Origin of the sequence: Crocosphaera watsonii WH 8501 (genome assembly GCF_000167195.1) — a bacterium.
In the GTDB taxonomy this organism is placed as follows: Bacteria; Cyanobacteriota; Cyanobacteriia; order Cyanobacteriales; family Microcystaceae; genus Crocosphaera; species Crocosphaera watsonii.
The window spans coordinates 360,671-379,388 of the sequence record NZ_AADV02000001.1; the positions used below are offsets into that span (position 1 = coordinate 360,671).

Annotated in this window: 14 protein-coding genes and 1 pseudogene; 8 read left to right on the forward strand and 7 right to left on the reverse strand. The window is 37.2% G+C overall.

Features of this window, described 5'->3' with window-relative positions; all coding sequences use genetic code 11:
• Positions 1–28: 28 nt before the first annotated feature.
• The gene (locus tag CWATDRAFT_RS01810) at positions 29–7,378 is read left to right on the forward strand and encodes a non-ribosomal peptide synthetase (RefSeq protein ID WP_007303375.1); all 7,350 of its coding nucleotides are present in this window, start codon (positions 29–31) and stop codon (positions 7,376–7,378) included.
• A gap of 564 nt (positions 7,379–7,942) precedes the next feature.
• Positions 7,943–9,469: pseudogene (locus CWATDRAFT_RS01815) on the forward strand (IS5-like element ISCwa2 family transposase).
• Positions 9,470–9,695: 226 nt separating this feature from the next.
• Here CWATDRAFT_RS01815 and CWATDRAFT_RS01825 read toward each other — a convergent pair.
• From CWATDRAFT_RS01825 to CWATDRAFT_RS01840, 4 genes are all read right to left on the reverse strand, one after another.
• Entirely contained in the window at positions 9,696–9,968 is a 273-nt protein-coding gene (locus CWATDRAFT_RS01825) for a DUF2283 domain-containing protein (protein WP_007303377.1), read from the reverse strand.
• Positions 9,965–10,216 carry a DUF4258 domain-containing protein gene (locus tag CWATDRAFT_RS01830; RefSeq protein ID WP_007303378.1) on the reverse strand — a complete coding sequence of 84 codons (252 nt, stop codon included), beginning with the start codon at positions 10,214–10,216 and terminating at the stop codon, positions 9,965–9,967. The genes CWATDRAFT_RS01825 and CWATDRAFT_RS01830 overlap by 4 nt, the downstream gene beginning before the upstream one ends.
• 102 nt (positions 10,217–10,318) lie before the next feature.
• Positions 10,319–11,530, reverse strand: a complete 1,212-nt coding sequence (locus CWATDRAFT_RS01835; protein ID WP_007303379.1) for an ATP phosphoribosyltransferase regulatory subunit — start codon at positions 11,528–11,530, stop codon at positions 10,319–10,321.
• A gap of 59 nt (positions 11,531–11,589) precedes the next feature.
• Positions 11,590–11,823 (reverse strand): hypothetical protein, encoded by a 234-nt coding sequence (locus CWATDRAFT_RS01840; protein ID WP_007303380.1) that lies wholly within the window; start codon positions 11,821–11,823, stop codon positions 11,590–11,592.
• Between the two features lie 146 nt (positions 11,824–11,969).
• On the opposite strand from CWATDRAFT_RS01840, the gene CWATDRAFT_RS01845 reads away from it, so the two are divergent.
• The 3 genes from CWATDRAFT_RS01845 to CWATDRAFT_RS39210 all read left to right on the forward strand — a co-directional run bounded on the left by CWATDRAFT_RS01845 (position 11,970) and on the right by CWATDRAFT_RS39210 (position 15,940).
• Entirely contained in the window at positions 11,970–13,979 is a 2,010-nt protein-coding gene (locus tag CWATDRAFT_RS01845; RefSeq protein WP_007303381.1) for an FAD-dependent monooxygenase, read from the forward strand.
• A gap of 95 nt (positions 13,980–14,074) precedes the next feature.
• Positions 14,075–14,650 (forward strand): AAA-like domain-containing protein, encoded by a 576-nt coding sequence (locus tag CWATDRAFT_RS39205; RefSeq protein WP_232286931.1) that lies wholly within the window; start codon positions 14,075–14,077, stop codon positions 14,648–14,650.
• A gap of 243 nt (positions 14,651–14,893) precedes the next feature.
• Complete coding sequence (locus CWATDRAFT_RS39210; RefSeq protein ID WP_007303383.1) at positions 14,894–15,940, forward strand: CHASE2 domain-containing protein; 1,047 nt, start codon at positions 14,894–14,896, stop codon at positions 15,938–15,940.
• On the opposite strand, the gene CWATDRAFT_RS01855 is transcribed toward CWATDRAFT_RS39210, so the two are convergent.
• Together CWATDRAFT_RS01855 and CWATDRAFT_RS01860 are read right to left on the reverse strand one after the other, a co-directional pair.
• Positions 15,924–16,565 carry a transposase gene (locus CWATDRAFT_RS01855; RefSeq protein WP_007303384.1) on the reverse strand — a complete coding sequence of 214 codons (642 nt, stop codon included), beginning with the start codon at positions 16,563–16,565 and terminating at the stop codon, positions 15,924–15,926. The two genes, CWATDRAFT_RS39210 and CWATDRAFT_RS01855, sit on opposite strands and share 17 nt — an antisense overlap.
• Before the next feature lie 64 nt (positions 16,566–16,629).
• Positions 16,630–17,211, reverse strand: a complete 582-nt coding sequence (locus tag CWATDRAFT_RS01860; RefSeq protein WP_007303385.1) for a helix-turn-helix domain-containing protein — start codon at positions 17,209–17,211, stop codon at positions 16,630–16,632.
• A 4-nt stretch (positions 17,212–17,215) separates the two neighbouring features.
• On the opposite strand from CWATDRAFT_RS01860, the gene CWATDRAFT_RS36880 reads away from it, so the two are divergent.
• The 3 genes from CWATDRAFT_RS36880 (at position 17,216) to CWATDRAFT_RS01870 (ending at position 18,102) form a co-directional block, all read left to right on the forward strand.
• Positions 17,216–17,362, forward strand: a complete 147-nt coding sequence (locus CWATDRAFT_RS36880; protein WP_198138930.1) for a hypothetical protein — start codon at positions 17,216–17,218, stop codon at positions 17,360–17,362.
• 78 nt (positions 17,363–17,440) lie between these two features.
• On the forward strand, positions 17,441–17,785 hold the full coding sequence (locus tag CWATDRAFT_RS01865) for a type II toxin-antitoxin system RelE/ParE family toxin (protein ID WP_007303386.1): 345 nt from the start codon (positions 17,441–17,443) through the stop codon (positions 17,783–17,785).
• A complete protein-coding gene (locus CWATDRAFT_RS01870; RefSeq protein ID WP_007303387.1) occupies positions 17,782–18,102 on the forward strand; it encodes a helix-turn-helix domain-containing protein in 321 nt (106 codons plus the stop codon). Before CWATDRAFT_RS01865 ends, CWATDRAFT_RS01870 begins: the two co-directional genes overlap by 4 nt.
• On the opposite strand, the gene CWATDRAFT_RS36885 is transcribed toward CWATDRAFT_RS01870, so the two are convergent.
• Positions 18,099–18,599: a hypothetical protein gene (locus CWATDRAFT_RS36885; RefSeq protein ID WP_157134028.1), complete on the reverse strand. Its 501-nt coding sequence runs from the start codon at positions 18,597–18,599 to the stop codon at positions 18,099–18,101. The genes CWATDRAFT_RS01870 and CWATDRAFT_RS36885 overlap by 4 nt on opposite strands.
• Positions 18,600–18,718 lie beyond the last annotated feature (119 nt).

The following is an 18,718-nucleotide window of genomic DNA, read 5'->3' on the forward strand; positions in this document are numbered from 1 at the left end:
GCTTTTAGGACTAAGATCAAACTCATAAATGAAACAAGATATTTCTCAGCAAATTGCCAATCTTTCCCCAAAACAGCGAGCTTTATTAGAAAAACGTCTCCAACAGAAGAAAATTAAACGTCCTTCCTCTTCTATCATTCCTAAACGCCAGCCATCAGATATTATTCCCCTTTCCTTTGCTCAACAAAGACTCTGGTTTATTCAACAGTTAGAACCAGATAATAATTCTTACAATGTTCCTAGTTCCTTTCGTATCAAGGGAAAGCTACAAGTTGAAATATTAGAACAAACTCTCAACGAGATTGTTAAACGCCACGAAATGCTACGCACAAGCTTTACTACAGATAGCGATCGCCAACCAATTCAAGTAGTTACGCCGTTTCAACCCTTTTCTCTGCCTATTATTGATTTACAAGATATTGCTAACGCAGAAGCAGAAGTTCAACGTCTTGTTATCAGAGAATTTTTACGTCCTTTCGATCTTAGTGAATCTTTATTACGTTTAATTTTATTAAAACTCTCTGAAAAAGAACATATATTATTAATTACTACCCATCATATTGTCTGCGATCGCTGGTCAATCGGTGTTTTCTTACGGGAAATGACCACCCTTTACAATGGATTTTTTAAGGCAACAGAAGTTGGCAAGGGAGAAGATAATAAAACACCTTTAAATTTATCTCCTTTACCTATTCAATATGGTGATTGGTCAATTTGGCAACGTCAATGGTTACAAGGGGACCTATTAGATAAACAGATTAACTATTGGCAAGAAAAACTAGGGCAAGATTTACCTATTTTAGACCTTCCCACCAAGCGATCGCGTCCTTTGGTTCCTTCCTACCGAGGGAAACATCATCCCATTGCCCTCTCCCCTGCTCTCTCAGACTCACTCAAGGCTGTTAGTGCAAAAGAAAAGGTAACGTTGTTTACTCTGCTTCTGAGTGCCTTTAAGGTGTTGCTATGTCGCTATACAGATCAGGATGATATTGTCATCGGCACAGAAATAGCTAACCGCAATCGCCGTGAAATGGAGGGTTTAATCGGTCTTTTGGTCAATACTTTGGTCTTACGTACTGATTTATCGGGAAACCCTAGCTTTAAGACGGTTTTACAACGAGTACGAGAGGTTACTTTAGGAGCTTATGCTCATCAAGATTTACCTTTTGAGAAGTTAGTAGAGGTATTAAACCCCGATCGCCATCTCAGTCAAATGATGCCTTTATTTCAGGTGAAATTTGATTTTCAACTAGCTACAGTAAAACCTTTGCAACTATCCGATCTTAGTTTGGAACGGTTATTAGGAGAACAAGAAACAGTTAAATATGAATTACGCCTCAATCTTCAGGATACAAATGAGGGTATTAATGGCCAGATCGAATACAGCACAGACCTATTTACAGATGAGACCATTGCTCGTATGGCAGAGCATTTTCAAGTGCTTCTAGAAGGTATTATTAGCAACCCTGAAAAACCCATCTCTGAGTTACCTTTATTATCACAAATAGAACAAGCAAAACTATTAACAGTCAATAGTGAGCAGTTTTCTAGTTTATCTATTCCTAATAATGCTAATATTCCTCAGTTATTCGAGGAACAAGTTAATAAGAATCCTGATGCTATTGCCTTGAGTTTTGGGGAAGAAAAATTAACTTATCAAGAAATAAATATACAGGCAAATAAATTAGCCCATTATTTACAAAAATTAGGGGTAAAACCAGAGGTTAAAGTAGGGATTTGTTTTGAACGATCGCCCCTGATGGTAATCGGTTTATTGGCTATTCTTAAGGCCGGCGGGGCTTATATTCCCCTCGATCCAGCTTATCCTCAAGAACGTCTCAATTTTATCCTAGAAGATGCGCAAATATCTATATTACTAAGTCGGCAAAGTCAAGAAATAAAGAAAGGTGATTTTGCAACCATTGACCTAGACAAAGATTGTGCAAAATTTGCACAAGAAAAGACAGAAAATCCTGACAATAATTTAGATCCTAATAATTTAGCTTACGTTATTTATACATCTGGGTCTACAGGTAATCCTAAAGGAGTTGCGATCGCCCATCGTAATACCGTGGAATTATTATATTGGGCAAAAAATAGTTTCTCTCCTCAACTATTACAAGGGGTGTTAGCTTCTACCTCTATTTGTTTTGATTTATCAGTTTTTGAGTTATTTGTGCCGTTATGTTGGGGATATCAAGTAATATTAAGCGAAAATGTCTTAGATTTACCCTATTTAGCAGCAAAAGAAGAAATTACCCTCATTAATACCGTTCCTAGTGCGATCGCTCAACTATTACGGATCAATGGTATTCCTACATCAGTAAAAGCAATTAATTTGGCAGGAGAAGCTTTACCCCATCGTTTAGTAGAGGAATTAGAGAAATTAAGTCATATTGAAACTATTTTCAATCTTTATGGTCCCTCAGAAGATACAACCTACTCAACCTATACCTCTGTAAAAAGTAATGCTGATGGTGTGGTAACAATTGGTAAAGGTATTAGTAATACTCAGACTTATATCTTAGATCGTTACTTGAATTTAGTTCCTCAAGGGGTTATTGGAGAATTATATCTCAGTGGTGCAGGAATAACACGGGGTTATTTAGGGCGATCGCCTTTAACAGCAGAGAAGTTTTTGCCTAACCCTTTTATGGAGGGAATATATAGTCGTTTGTACAAAACGGGGGATTTAGTACGATACGATGGGGAGGGAAACCTAGAATTTTTAGGAAGACGGGATAATCAGGTTAAAGTACGGGGTTATCGTCTGGAAATAGGAGAAATAGAAGCAGCTTTGAGTCAATATCCAGACATAATAGAAAATGCTGTTATGGTTTGGCGAGAAGATAACAATAATCAACGGTTGACAGCTTATATTGTGGTTGAAGAAGCATTTTCCCAAAAGCAGTTACGTCGCTTTTTAGGGGAAAAATTACCAAAATATGCCATCCCCACCACCTTTCTAGAATTACCTGCTTTACCTCGTTTACCCAATGGCAAACTAGATCGCAAGTCTCTACCACTCCCTGAAAATTTGGGACGTAGTTTAGAAAATGAATATATAGAACCCCAAATAGAAACAGAGAAAATTATCGCTGAAATTTGGCAAAATGCTCTTAAAATTGAGAAAATAGGTCTTTATGATAACTTTTTTGAATTAGGAGGTCATTCTCTCCTCGCTATTAATGTTATCGCAGAAATGAGCGAAAAGTTAGAGATAAAAATTTCTCTTCGTAGCTTATTCCAACAACCAACCATCGCAGGTTTAGAGGCACAAATCTCGGGAAATGAGCTAATTGAATCAGTAACAGCTAATTTACCCACATTAGTCGTAAATACAGAACAACGCTATCAACCTTTCCCTTTAACAGATATTCAACAAGCTTATCTCATCGGCAGAAGTGCAGCTTTTGAGTTAGGAAATGTAGCTACTCATGGTTATCGAGAAATCGAAACAGTTGGCTTAAATGTTCAAAAAGTAGAAGAAGCATTCAATATATTGATTCAAAGACATGATATGTTGCGGATGGTAGTAGATGAAGACGGAAAACAAAGAATTTTACCAGATGTTCCCCGATATGATCTAAAAACCCTAGACTTACAACAAGAAGACGAGACAACTATTGCCAGTCGCTTAGAAACATTACGCGATCGCCTCTCCCATCAAATCTTTACCACGGATCAATATCCCTTATTTGAAATTCAAGCTATTCTTTTACCAGAAGATAAAATCAGATTTATGGTGAGTTTTGAGGTTTTACTAGGTGATGCTTGGAGTTTTCAGCTTTTGGGATACGAATTTGCTCAAATATTAGAAAATAAAGCTAATTTATTGCCTCCTTTAACTATATCTTTCCGAGATTATGTCATGGCCGAAAATTCATGGCGAGACTCGGAAGACTATCAACATTCTTTAACCTATTGGCAAAACCGTTTATCTTCATTACCCCCATCCCCGGAACTCCCTTTAACTAAGCGTTTGGGGGCAGTGACTCAACCCCATTTTGTGCGTCGCAGTGGCAAACTCAAGGCTAATGACTGGCAAAAATTAAAGGATCAAGCTTCTCGTTTGGGCATAACCCCATCCGGTTTATTATTAGCGGCCTTTGCAGAAATTTTGACTACATGGAGTAAAAACCATGAATTTACCCTAAATTTAACCCTATTTAACCGTTTGCCTATTCACCCTGAAATTAACCGTCTCATAGGAGATTTTACCTCTTCATTACTCTTAGCAGTTAATAATAAAGGACAAGATTCTTTTAGTACCAAAGCTAGACGCATTCAGGGACAACTATGGGAAGATTTAGATCATCGTCATGTTAGTGGGGTGAAAATATTACGAGAATTATCCCGTTTGCGTGGAGGGAAAGGGGAAGCATTAATGCCCGTGGTGTTTACCAGTACCCTGACACAAACCTCTCAACAAACCTCATCCTCTCGTAGTTGGGATGCAGATGTTGTTTATAGTGTCAGTCAAACTTCGCAAGTTTACCTCGATCATCAAGTTTCGGAAATAGCAGGAGAATTAATATTTAACTGGGATGCTATTGAAGAATTATTCCCCACAGGGTTACTAGATGATATGTTTACAGCTTATAGTAGTTTCCTGGAAAGACTGGCAGCAGATACAACCCTCTGGGAAAGTCAAACCCTTGATTTATTGCCCCCAGAACAAATTAAAATAATTACAGAGATTAATAATACTGAAAAAACGTTTAAACAAGAAAATAGTTTACTCCATGAGCTATTTTTTGAGCAAGTTAGAGAAAATCCCCAGAAAATAGCTATTATTGACCCAAGAATTACCTTAACCTACCAAGAATTAAGCGATCGCATTTTAACTTTAGCCCATCGCTTACGCAACTTAGGGATCAAACCTAACCAGTTAGTTGCAGTGATGATGGAAAAAGGATGGGAGCAAATTATCGCAGTTTTGGGCATTTTAACGGCTGGTGGGGCTTATGTTCCCATTGATACTGCATTACCTTTAGAAAGTAGCTATTATCTCTTAAAAGAAATCAAAGCTAACCAGATTTTAACTCAGTCTTGGTTAGATATAGAAACTCCAGATAATTTACAACGTATTGATATCGATACCTTAGAAACAAGTAATACATTTGAACCTTTAAAATCAGTACAGAAACCCGATGATCTAGCCTATATTATTTATACCTCCGGTTCAACAGGAATGCCCAAAGGAGTAGCGATCGCCCATCAGGGGGCAGTTAATACAATCTTGGATATTAACCAAAGATTTGCAGTTTCAGGTAAAGATAAGGTTATTGCCTTATCTGCTCTCAATTTTGACCTTTCTGTTTATGATATCTTTGGCACACTAGCAGTAGGGGCAACATTAGTTATTCCAGAACACGATCGCCGTCAAGATCCCTCCCACTGGGCCGACTTATTGAGTCAACATCATATTACCATTTGGAACTCTGTTCCTGCATTGATGCAAATGTTGTTAGAAACCGAAGCTAGTGATGAAAATTTACGGTTAGTATTATTAAGTGGGGACTGGTTGCCCTTAAACTTAAGCGATCGCATCCATTCTCGTTTTCCCATCACTGAAGTTATCAGTTTAGGAGGTGCAACAGAAGCATCTATCTGGTCCATTTTTTATCCTATTGATAGGGTTGATCCCAGTTGGAAGAGTATTCCTTATGGCAAACCCTTGACAAATCAACAGTTTTATGTGTTGGGGGAATATTTGACTCCTTGTCCATTGTGGGTGACGGGACAATTATATATTGGTGGGAAGGGTTTAGCGGAGTTTTATTGGCAAAATACAGAGAAAACAGAAGTAAGTTTTATTATTAATCCCCATACTAAGGAAAGATTGTATAAAACAGGTGATTTAGGCCGTTATTTACCCGATGGGAATATCGAATTTTTGGGAAGGGAAGACTATCAAGTTAAAATTAGGGGTTATCGTATAGAATTAGGGGAGATAGAAACAGCATTAGAGCAACATCCGGCAATAAAAGAAGCAGTAGTTACTATTGTCGGAGAATCACGTGAAAATGAACAATTAGCAGCTTATATAGTACCATTACAATCTTCTGGGGTTCCCGATGCTTACGATCCCCAACAACAAGAAGGGGTTATTAATGATCCTATCAAACGCATGGAGTTTAAGCTTAAACAACCTGGGATCAAGAGTATAAATAGTTCTCAAACCCGTATTTCTTTACCAAAAACTGATGTTAACGAAGAAATTTATTTACGGAGACAAAGTTATCGACAGTTTTTAAACGAGTCAATTTCTTTACAACAAATAGGACAGTTTTTAAGTAGTTTAAGTCCCATAAAATTAGAAGATTCTCCCCTAGCAAAATATCGTTATGGATCAGCAGGTAGTCTTTATCCTGTACAGGTTTATTTATTGATTAAACCAGAAACAGTGACAGGATTAGATGGTGGTTTTTATTATTATCATCCTCTGGAAAATTCCTTGATTTTTTTAAACAATAAAACAGATTTTGATACTAACATTTATGGTAATAATCAGACAATTTATGAAGGAGCAGCATTTTCCTTATTTTTAATTGGAGAATTAAATGCGATCCAACCCTTGTATGGTGAAAAATCAAGAGATTTATGTTTATTGGAAGCAGGATATATCAGTCAATTATTGATGGAAATAGCACCAGATAACGAGTTAGGTTTGTGTCCCATTGGTGCATTAGAATTTGAGACATTACGAAGTTTATTAGAGTTAGAAGACAGTCAAATATTACTACATAGTTTTGTTGGGGGAAAAATAGATTTAGCTTTGACTAAAAAATGGTTACAGCCAAAAGTTGAGACAAAAATAGAATCACTTAGGGATAAAACACAGGGATATTTACAAGATAAAATACCCAATTATATGATTCCCAGAAGTTATACCATCTTGAAACAATTACCCTTGAATGCTAATGGGAAAATTGACCGTAACTCTTTACCAAAACCCAATATTTTAGCTGCAACATCATCAATAGAGTTTGTTGCACCGCAAACCGAAATACAAGAACAATTAGCAACAATATGGAAACAGTATCTAGAAATTGAAAAAGTAGGTATTTATGATAACTTCTTCGACTTAGGAGGAAACTCCTTATTAGTTACTCAAGTTATTTCTAAAGTTCGTCAAACATTTCAAGTTGAGTTACCCCTGCAAAAACTTTTTGAAACACCAACTATTGCAGAATTAGAATTGTTAATACAAGAAAATAAAACCATTGAACAAGGGAGCGATCGCATTGAAAAATATGATCGATATGAAACAGTAGAAACCGAGAATTATGACGAATTATCCGAAGGAGAAATCGATGATTTATTAATGCAAATGTTAGAAGATGAAGATATAGACAGCGAACTTTTAGAGTAACGCAAGCATCCTGCTTGTCCCTAGTTCCGGGAGCATCCCAAAGTTGCAAATTCTCCTTTATTGATAATAGTTGATCTGATGAATTTCCCCCCGTCTCCCCATCTCCCCATCTCCCCGTCAAACTCCATTCATCTCGTTTTTTGCAAAAATGGAATGCTCCCCTAGTTCCTCTCTGGAGTACCAATTATAACCAAGAATAACCTTTGCACAATCAGGTTGTGCAAACAAAAAGTTTATGCTAAGGTTATAGCTAAGTAGAAACTGAGAAAAATTAGCAATAAATAGTAGCTGTATAGCTTTTAGTTTATGTTAATCATTGACTCAGAAACTTTTGCTCATGATTTGTAAAACAATGGTAGAGAGTTCTAAATCTTTGTTGTCAAACTACTCTGAGTTTAGATATTTCGACATTAAAAGATCACTAAATAGGGTTTGCTGAATAAAAGCAAAACCCTATTCTTTAAAAGGTTACACCCATATTCGCGATCGCAAAAAAGATCAGCTTTGTCGGCTACAAACCGCTATAATTGGTAGAAACACCTCCCAGTTGTTGGTCAAGAACAAATGTATCGAAAAGAGGAGCAACCTTTACCGCCCCCAGAAAAATTTGAATTACCTTTCGAGGGCAAATTGTCCCCCAATAATCGTTGGGTAATCATGGCAGAGTTGATACCTTGGGATGATTTTGAGGAAGAATATGCTAAACTTTTTTCAGCAGAAAAAGGTGCGCCAGCCAAACTATTTAGAATGGCATTAGGGACATTAATTATTAAGGAAAAATTAGGAACAAGTGATAGAGAAACTATAGAACAGATTAGAGAAAATCCCTATCTACAATACTTTATAGGTTTAAATTGTTATCAACAAGAGCCACCACTGGAATCTTCAATGCTAGTTCATTTTAGGAAAAGAATTGATGGAGAATTGATAAACAAAATCAATAAAAAAATAGTAAAAAGAGAAATAGACAAGAATGATAAAGAAGTAAAAAAAAAGGATTGTCTCCAAGAAAAAGGAGAAAAAATAAAAAATAAAGGTAAACTAATTTTAGATGCGACTTGTGCGCCAGCAGACATCAAATACCCAACGGATTTAGGCATATTAAATCAAGCCAGAATTGAGACAGAAAGAATAATAGATAATCTTTATCAACCATTAAGAGTAAAATTGAGAAAAAAGCCGAGAACTTCTAGAATAATTGCTAGAAAGGAATACTTAAAAGTAGCTAAAAAACGAAAAGTATCTTATCAAGAAAGAAGAAAAGCTATCGGGAAACAGTTAAAATACCTTAAGAAAAATTTAGGAAATATAGAAGACTTAATTCAAGCTGGGGCTTCCCTGGAAAATCTGAGTAAAAGACAGAAAAATTGTCTAGAGACTATCAAAAAAGTTTATGAACAACAACAGTCAATGTGGGAGAATAAGACCCAGAGTGTTCCTCAAAGAATTGTAAGTTTAACTCAACCGCATATTCGTCCAATAGTGAGGGGAAAAGTAGGAAAACCAATAGAGTTTGGAGCTAAACTCTCAGTAAGCTGTGTAGATAACTATGTGTTTCTAGACAAAATAAGTTGGGAAAACTTCAATGAATCTTGTCATTTAAAAGAACAAGTAGAAAAGTATAAAGAAACGTTTGGCTATTATCCCGAATCCGTCCATGTAGATAAAATTTATTGAACTAGGGAAAACAGAAATTGGTGTAAGGAAAGAGGGATAAGAATCAGTGGTCCGAAGTTAGGAAGACCTCCGAAAAATGTCAGTGAAGAAGAAAAGAAACAAGCCCACTCCGATGAATGCTTCCGTAATGCTATTGAGGGAAAGTTTGGACAAGCTAAACGAAGATTTAGCCTAAATCTCGTGATGACAAAACTCCCTGAAACCTCCATTACATCTATTGCTATTACATTTTTAGTTGTCAATCTTTCTAAACTTCTGAGGCAGTTTTTGTCGCTTTTTTTGTCCTTATTTACTAATAATAGAACAGGGAAACTCATCAAACCGCCTTTCATTAATTTTGATTATACTTTAAACAATTTTTATGTACTAAAACTTATTGATTTGTCAGAAAATTCTTGGTCAAAAGTGGCATAAATTTTGGAGAAACTTTTTCAGCAAACCCTAATTATATGGATGATAATAATATTATTATCTATTTTCTATATAAGCCCAAGAAAGATAGATATGAATCCCCCCCCGGAGAGTTAACATCAAAAGTGTCAATGATGTAGTTAAAGGGGTAGTCAAGTTGGCTATTCGTTCAGCAGGAATTCCATTACCTTAAAATTATAAGCTTTCCTATGTCCTTAATTATTATCCTTTAATATGTGCTTTTTTCTATTGTTTTAAACTCTAAGGAAAAAAAGTCTTTAATTTGTGCTTTAAATGATTCAGGTAAAAGGGGAATAAGTACAGCTAAATTGCCAAGGTTGATGGTTTTTACTCCTAATAACTCAACCCCAACTATCTTATTATGTTGATTATAATCAACAATAATCCCATCCGCAATTTCTTCAGAATCTAAAACTGTCTCATTCTCAAGACGAAAATAAGCTGCATCTACTTCTTGATCATAATTAATCTGAAAACTCATCTTTTATACCCTCTATCAAAAAAAACTGTAACGACTGTAATAGGTTCTGTATCTGGATTATAAACTACTCTCAACGCTCGATTACCAAACTCTGGAATTCGTTTCCATACACGAATTGTATTAGTTCTATTATCTTGATCCAAATACTCTGGAGTCGTTAATGTACGATGAATCCACTCTTGTTTAATTTGGGATCTCCCTGCTTTATTTAATTCATCGGCTGCGTGTTTAGACAGAATAAAATCCAACGAAAGTTAACCTCTTTTTTTGACGTTAAACTTATTTAATCATACCATCTTTCTCCTAATCATAAAAAGGTAAATTAGACAAATTTTAGGTAACTTTTGAACTCAGTTAATAATAGGTTCTTGTCCTTTTTCTATCCAAACAATAGTTTTAATTCCATTTTGTTGAGCATCTTTTTTTATTTCTTCATCGTTTCTATTTTCTAAGTCAATAGTAACTCGTACTGAGGGGTCATCCTCTCTTAATTTTTGAGCATATTTTAAAGCTTCTATTTGAGATTCAGTTTTTTTTGCTACTACTAAATAGTCGATTAAATTAGCCTTTTGGGGTAAAATCTCTGTGGACAACAGACAACGATGTAAAGCCCCTACATTGAGTGAAAAACCAATTCCTGGGGCTGATTTTTGTTCAGGATCATAGACCCCTAATAATTGATCGTAACGACCTCCCTGTCCTAAAGTTTGTAATTTATTATTAGTTTGTTCAATAACTTTAAAAGTGATACCCGTATAATAATCAAAGGTTTGAATTAAACTTAAATCTAAGGTCAAAGGTAACTCTTGAGAAGCACTCTTATTGACTAACTCTATCAAAGATTTTAAATTATTTAGACAACTTTTTCCTGTTTCATCTAAACTTAAATCCAACACTTTTGATAAGACATCTTCCGGTTTACCCCGTAAATTAAACAATAAAATAGCTCTTTGTTTTAGTTCCTCACTAGGATAGTCTAAACTTTCCAGCTGAACATAATCTAACGAAGACAAACAATTACGGACTTTCTGTCGTAACGCTTCAGGAAAGGGTGATAATAAGGATCTCGTTAGTCCGGCATCTCCTAAAATAAGATACCAGTTAGGAACTTGTAATTTTTGTAAACAATTAGTCACTAAAAGCAGAATTTCTGCATCGGCTAAAGTTCCCCCAGAAAATAATAATTCTACCCCGGCTTGATAAAATTCTAATTGTCTACCGTGATCACTACTGGGAGGGTTACGAAAAACATTGGCACGATAACATAGTCTTTGAGGATAGCTGGTATCTATCATCCGTGTGACTGCTGCACGAGCAACCGAAGCGGTTAATTCTGGTCGTAAACCTAACTGTCCACCACTGTTATTATGGAGTTGGATCACAGTATCATCCTCGATCGCCCCCCCAGCTTTGAGGGTGTCTAGTCTTTCGATGGTGGATGTCACAATACGCTGATAACCCCATTGTCCAAACACTTGCTGGAGAGTATCATTAATCCAAGCTTTCTGAACAACTTCTAGGGGAAGTAAGTCTCTTGCGCCTGCTGGTGGTTGATGGATCATCGTATTATTGGTAAATTAGCCAACTTCTAGAATATCTGTTAGTGGCACATTTAAGTTAATTAAGGGAAAGCTTGCCAGACTTGGCGAATTAAATCACTCAACCAACGACGTTGAACCCGATCCAATAAAGGATCGTCTTCTAAGACTTCGGCGGTTAAATCATCTAATGATTGTCCCTGAGAACGGGCAAGATTAACAACTCCCGTAATAGCAACGGCGATCATTTCTTCGTCTACTGGCCTACTACGCAGGGCAAATATTTCTTCTGGACTCGCAGGAATGGGATAATGCATAAGGGTATCGTCAATTGTCTAAATCGGTCACAAATTGTAAACTTTTTTTAAGGTTCTCTCAGAATACAGTAACGGAAAGTCTAGCTTACTTTCAACCAAATGGAATCTGTACTTTGGCTTATTTTTGCTTTTCTTAACATATCGTAATGAAGGAAATCACTTATTTAGAAATTCCCAATCCCAACACCGATGATGTCTGTCACTGGTTACAAGAGCTTTGGAATCCTCCAATGGGCAAGAAAAAGCCTACACCAAATGGGGTTCGTTTACAAGTCATTTCTGAAGTTTCTCCCTCAACACCAGGAGAGACTGAATTATCCATCTTTGTTTGGTCAGTACAACGAACCACTTACCTAAAAATTTTTGCTTGGGGAAATCAACCTTTTCCTTCACAAACAAAGGTCTGTCGTCACTTGGAAAAAGAGATTAGAAAAGCATTTCCTCAACAATATCCTCAGTTACCTGAGTTAGATACGGCTGCTGCTTCAATTTTTGATGCTTTAGAAGCTTATTATCCAAAAACAGTGCATTTTTTCCGTAAAATGCCCCAAGGAAACACAGATTTACAACGGGTTTACTGGTGGGAAAAACGATGGCGAGAAAGTGTTAAAAATCCTCAACAACCCAAACAAGTGATTTTTCAACAAAATCAGCCTTCTCCGTCTTCTCAGACGACATACGACCTAATTTATGTTGGCGGTGCTTTGGGGGTCATTCACGCTGCGGTAATGGCACGGTTAGGTTATCGGGTACTATTGATGGAACGGTTGGCGTTTGGACGGATGAACCGTGAGTGGAATATTTCTCGTTCTGAATTTCAAAGTTTGATTAACTTGGGTTTATTTACATCGGCTGAATTTGAATCTATTATTGCTCAAGAATATGTGGATGGCTTTAATAAGTTTTTTGATGGGAATAATCCTAGTTATTTGAAAGCTGATATTTTGCATACTCCAACGGTTTTAAATATTGCTATTGATACCACTAAACTGCTGAAGTTATGCGGTGATAAATTAAAAGAAGCAGGGGGAGAAATTTGGGATAGAAGCGAATTCATGAAAGCTAATATTGATCCAGAAGGAGTAACAGTTAATCTAGTTGATTTAGAAACGAGCCAAAGCAAAGAAGTTCGGGGACGTTTATTGATAGATGCTATGGGAACCGCTTCCCCCATTGCTTGGCAGTTGAATGGTAAGCAAACTTTTAATAGTGTTTGTCCCACTGTTGGAGCGGTTATTGAAGGGATGGATACTGAAGTTTGGGATCATCAATATGGTGATGTTTTAAACTCTCATGGGGATATTTCTCGCGGTAGACAGTTAATATGGGAGTTGTTCCCAGGGGAAGGAGATGAGTTGACTTTTTATCTCTTTCATTACCATCAAGTACACCCTGAAAACCCTGGCTCTTTGTTGGAAATGTACGAAGATTTTTTCAATATTTTACCTGAATACCGCCGTTGTGATCTCGAAAAATTGACCTGGAAAAAGCCCACTTTTGGTTATATTCCTGGTCATTTTAGTGTGGGGAAAGGCGATCGTAAAATAGCTTTTGATCGACTGGTGGCTATTGGAGACGCTGCCTCTTTACAATCTCCGTTAATTTTCACGGGTTTTGGGTCTTTAGTCCGTAATTTGGATAAATTAACCTATTTACTGGATTTTTCTTTAAAGCATAATTTACTCAAAGCAGAGGATTTAAACCAAATTCGGGCTTATCAGAGTAATGTTGCGGTAACTTGGCTATTTTCTAAGGGAATGATGGTTCCGACGGGTAAAATATTACCACCACAGCGTATTAACTCCATGTTAAATACGTTTTTTGGTTTATTAGCTGACTCTCCCCCAGAAGTCGCAGATACCTTTATCAAGGATAAGACAACTTGGTTAATGTTTAGTCGACTTGCCTTGAAAGCAGCCAGCAAAAATCCGGCTTTATTGCTTTGGATCTGGGAAATGGCAGGAAATAAGGATTTAATTCGTTGGTTAGGTTCTTATTTTGAGTTTACGTTTGATAGTTTGAAAAATCTACTCTTTGGTGGTTGGTTTAACCAACTATTAAAACAACTTCCTGATCAACTACAAGAGCGATATCCCTCTTTTTGGTTAAGGTTGCTCAGTTTTCAAAGGAGTTTAGCAACTTCTCGTAAATTGTAGTTAATACTCATTAGCGGCTTTAAATTATGACTCAAATTAAGTCAAGCTATCAATATCAAGTCGGGGGTAGTCTTAACGGTGACGCACCCAGTTATGTGACTCGAAAAGCTGATTTAGAGTTTTATAAAGCCTTAAAAGGGGGTAACTTCTGTTATGTGCTTAATTCTCGGCAAATGGGTAAATCTAGTTTGCGAGTACGAACTATGCAAAAACTACAAGCAGAAGGGATAGTTTGTGTTTTTATCGATTTAACGGGAATTGGAACACAAGATGCTACCCCAGAAAAATGGTACGCAGGAATTTTTTACACTTTGGTTAGCGGTTGTCAACTAACCTCAAAAATTCAATGGCGAACTTGGTGGCGAGAACACCTAGAATTGTTGACCCCCATACAACGTTTAAGTTTATTTATTGAAGAAATATTATTAGTCGAAATTAAACAAAAAATTGTTATTTTTGTCGATGAAATTGATCGAGTTCTTAGTCAAAAATTTTCTCTTGATGATTTTTTTGGACTCATTCGTTATTGCCATGACCAACGAGATACCTATGCTGACTATCAACGGTTAACTTTTGCCTTGTTAGGAGTGGCAACCCCTTCAGATTTAATCCAAGACAAAACTCAAACCCCGTTTAATATTGGTCAAGCTATTCAGTTACAAGGGTTTTAATTTGATGAAGTTCAACCACTTATTGAAGGTTTAAAAGAGCAATTTGCTGATCCAGAAGCAGTAATAAAAGATATATTACACTGGACAGGTGGTCAACCTTTTCTAACACAAAAAATCTGTAAATTAGTAATTCGTGCTGACCGTGATAAGATTACTAATTTACAGAAAGATTCAGAATTAGTTGCACAAGTAATACAGTATTCTCTTATTGAAAATTGGGAAGTTCAAGACGAACCCCAACATTTGAGAACGATACGAGATAGGATAATTATAAATGAACAAAAAGCAGTACAACTGCTAGGAATTTATCAAGAAATTATTGGTCAAGGAGAAATTCCTGCTGACGGTAGTGCGGAACAAATGAAATTACGACTGTCAGGATTAGTGGTGGAAAAAGAGGGAAAAATCAAGGTTTATAATCTTGTTTGTCAAACAGTTTTTAGTAAACATTGGGTTGAAAAGAACTTAGAAAAATTTCGCCCCTATGCCCAGGAAATAAGAGCTTGGATAGCTTCAGAGGGTCAAGATCAATCTTGTTTATTACAAGGCTCTCAGTTGCAGGATGCCTTAACCTGGGCGTTGGGAAAACGTCTCTGGGATGATGACTATCGATTTTTGGTCGCTAGTCAAACCTTAGCGAAACAACAAACAGAACAATTATTAGAAGCTACAGAACAAGCTAGTCAATTATTAGCATCTACTAGGTCAAAAGCCAAAAGAAAAGCCCAAAAAAGGCGAATTGGGTTTGTTTGGATACCTGTAATTAGCTTGAGTGTGACTATATTTGTCCTTTTGTTGCGCTGGAGTGGATTATTACAAGGACTAGAATGGTCTATGTTGGATCAATTCTTTCGTTGGCGATCGCTGGAACCTTCAGATCCTCGCATTGCCATTGTCACTATCGATGAAAGAGATTTAACCGAGGTAGGAAAGTGGCCAATTCCTGATAGTATTTTAGCCAAAACAATTACTAATATAAAAGCCCAAAATCCTCAAGGAATAGGGTTGGATCTCTATCGAGATTTGCCTGTAGAACCTGGCCATAGTGATTTAGTTAAATTGTTTCAATCAACTTCTATTTTATTTGGTACTGAAAAAATAGCCAGCAGTCGAGTTGCCGCTCCTCCTGTGTTGAGTGAATCAGGACAAGTGGGGTTTTCTGATATTGTGGTAGATGCTGATGGAAGGGTTCGTCGTGCTTTATTGTCTCTTGTGGACTCTGATGGTGAACTGCGATACAGTCTAGTGCAGCTTAGCAAAAATAATCCACCAGTCACTTATGATCTTTAAAGCCCTTAAATTTCCAAACGAACGGCTTAGCAAAATGTTGATTAAAGTAATCAATAAAATTGAGAATTTTTTGGGATAGTTCTTCAGTTGAACGGACAGTAATTCTTTTGAGTAAACGCCTGACTAAGATCGAAAACCAACACTCAATTTGATTAAGCCACGATGTATGTTTGGGAATATAAACAAAGCGAATTCGATGAGATTCATCTGATAAAAAATCTGCTCTGCTGTCCATAGATTGCAAAATCCCCTCCTTTCCTTTTCTCCCCAAATCAATAGTAATTTCACAGCTTTCTGCTACTAATTTGACTAAGCTTTCCGATTTATGAGTGTTGAGTTGATCTACAATAAAAATCCATTCTGCTTTTTCATCAATCTTAATCGTTCTCTGGATATGTTCAGAAAAATCTTGTTCTGTTCTTGTCGGTCCAATAGAGGGACTAACAACTTTTCCTCTTGCCACATCCCAGTTCGCAATCAAGCTTAAAGTTCCGTGTCTTTCATATTCAAATTCGATTTTTTCTACTTGTTTAGGCTTGATTCTTTTGTTCGGAAATAATCTCTCAAGAGCTTGAATCCCTGTCATTTCATCTGTACTAATTAAATGAATTCCTTGTTCTAACAAAGTTTTAGCTTCTTGATGAAGTTCACAGATATATTTGACTTGCTTTTTAAATTTTAAGGGATCATCAATTTTGGCATTTAACCAGTAACGAACGAGATGTGCTTGTAATGTCGCTTCTTTTTAAAAAACGCCCCACACTACGGGGGGAAATCTTTTCGACAATTCCTCTTTTTATGGCTTCATCCGCCAACTCTGAAGGTGTCCAATGGCTCACTGGTCTGTCTGATTTTTCACATTCTTCACAAGCGATCTCTACAATCTGGACTACTTGTTCGACCGTAAAGGATTTTGTTGTTCCAGGTCTTGGGCGATCGCTTAAAATTCCTTTGATCAAGACCATTAATGCTTTCTCCGTTACCTGTTGTTCTTCGGCGGCACTCAGTTTTTCTCTCTCCTCAAACCATCGCGATCGCCACTGACGCACTTGTACTCGGTCTAATTCTAATCTTCGACTAATCGAACTATTGCTCTCTCCTGATGCTGCGGCTAAGATTAGCTTGGCTCGTCTAACAAGGCGATAGGGGTTTGTTGTCCCTCTCACTATTTGTTGGAGTACTGTTTTCTGTAGGTTGGAGAGGTTAATTGGCAATGCTTTTATCATGGACATCAACTTCGAGATTCTTCCGTTAGTTTCATTGAAACACATTGTCGTGGCTAGTCACGAAAGTTTCTGTAAAAATCTGGTGGATTACTTTCGCCAAGCTGCACTAGGATTAGAGTCGTTGTCTGAAACCTTTACATCATCAGCATTATCGCCGTTACCTTTTTACGAGAAGTTACCATCAATAGCAGGGTAACTGTCAACTGACATCATCATCGCACCACGAGGAGATAGAATCGTTGACGACAGGTGACAATTATGCCACCATAAGGGTATGCGTAATACTCGGCGTATATCGTGGATTAAAGCTGCACAAAAGGATTTTAGAAAATTTCCCTCTGAAGCGCAGGATATTGTTCTTGATGCTTTAACTATTGCAGCAGAAGGGGCGAAGTCATCCTTAGCCAAACCATTTAAAGGCGCGGGGTCTGGAGTTTTTGAGATAGCACTACCTTTTAAGGGTGATGCCTATCGAACCATTTATGCAGTGCAACTAGGGGAAGCCATTTGGGTGATTCATGCCTTTCAGAAAAAATCAAAAATAGGTATCAAAACACCTCGACAAGAGGTCGAACTGATTAAGAGACGACTTAAACAACTACGGGAGGCACTCTCATGACAGAAGAACCCTTAGAATTGGTACATGGAAGTGGCAATGTCTATAAAGACATGGGAGATGGGGAAGCCGATGTCCGCCAAGCAAAAGCCTTGCTGGCAGCAGAAATCATCAAGGTTTTAGACCAAGAAGATTTATCAACCCGTCAGGCACAAGAGAAAACTGGGGTAGATCACAGCGAGTTTGTTCGCATTCGTGGTGCGAATCTCAGACGTTTTACTATTGATCGACTTATCCTGATCTTAGGTCGGCTCAATCACAATGTAGAAATCAGTGTGACAACCCACCCCAAACAAAGGGATTTTTCCTCCACGCCTTAGACCAGACTAAGATGAACGAGCGCCGCTTCAAAGGCTTTGTCTTTGGGGTTCTCAGAGGATCTAACCACAGCCACAACATCATTAACAAATCGCTCAATCATCACCCTCACACCTTGAAAAAGCACTGTTTGCCCTACTCGGAACGTGGGGATTGATTTGAGATAACCGAGAAATTCTAAGAGTTGGCGATCGCTTAACTTAATCCGAGAGCGAACGCCATATTTTCCAATGAGATACCGTTGTCCTCGTTCGATATCCCAACCAAGTCGAGTCATCTGTTGATCAATTTCAGTCACCACGTCTTCCCAATCAACGTCAGTTACCTCATTTTCAGATTCAGTTTCAGAGGGTAACGACTTTAGCTCAACTTCTGTATCGCTGATTATATCCTTGTCACAGCAGTTTGTCTCAGTTTCAGTTACCGCCTCAGAAATAGTGGCATCATTTTCAATAGAACCCAGATTCCGCACTTCAAAATGTAGTATAAAAAAATACATAGTTTTAAAAAGTCCGAAAATCATACCTGGGCAAGAATATTTCTCTTTTCATTAAATTTTTAGGAAAAATAATCAAATTAAGAAGATTTATACTCATTGAAAACTTAGCAAGACTCAGC

Excerpts from the sequence above, each read along its gene's own strand:
- CWATDRAFT_RS01810 (WP_007303375.1), top strand. The coding sequence starts at position 29 with ATGAAACAAGATATTTCTCAGCAAATTGCCAATCTTTCCCCAAAACAG.
- CWATDRAFT_RS01825 (WP_007303377.1), bottom strand. The coding sequence starts at position 9,968 with ATGAGTTTTCAGATTAATTATGATCAAGAAGTAGATGCAGCTTATTTT.
- CWATDRAFT_RS01835 (WP_007303379.1), bottom strand. The coding sequence starts at position 11,530 with ATGATCCATCAACCACCAGCAGGCGCAAGAGACTTACTTCCCCTAGAA.
- CWATDRAFT_RS01840 (WP_007303380.1), bottom strand. The coding sequence starts at position 11,823 with ATGCATTATCCCATTCCTGCGAGTCCAGAAGAAATATTTGCCCTGCGT.
- CWATDRAFT_RS01845 (WP_007303381.1), top strand. The coding sequence starts at position 11,970 with ATGAAGGAAATCACTTATTTAGAAATTCCCAATCCCAACACCGATGAT.
- CWATDRAFT_RS01860 (WP_007303385.1), bottom strand. The coding sequence starts at position 17,211 with ATGTGTTTCAATGAAACTAACGGAAGAATCTCGAAGTTGATGTCCATG.
- CWATDRAFT_RS01865 (WP_007303386.1), top strand. The coding sequence starts at position 17,441 with ATGCGTAATACTCGGCGTATATCGTGGATTAAAGCTGCACAAAAGGAT.
- CWATDRAFT_RS01870 (WP_007303387.1), top strand. The coding sequence starts at position 17,782 with ATGACAGAAGAACCCTTAGAATTGGTACATGGAAGTGGCAATGTCTAT.
- CWATDRAFT_RS36885 (WP_157134028.1), bottom strand. The coding sequence starts at position 18,599 with ATGTATTTTTTTATACTACATTTTGAAGTGCGGAATCTGGGTTCTATT.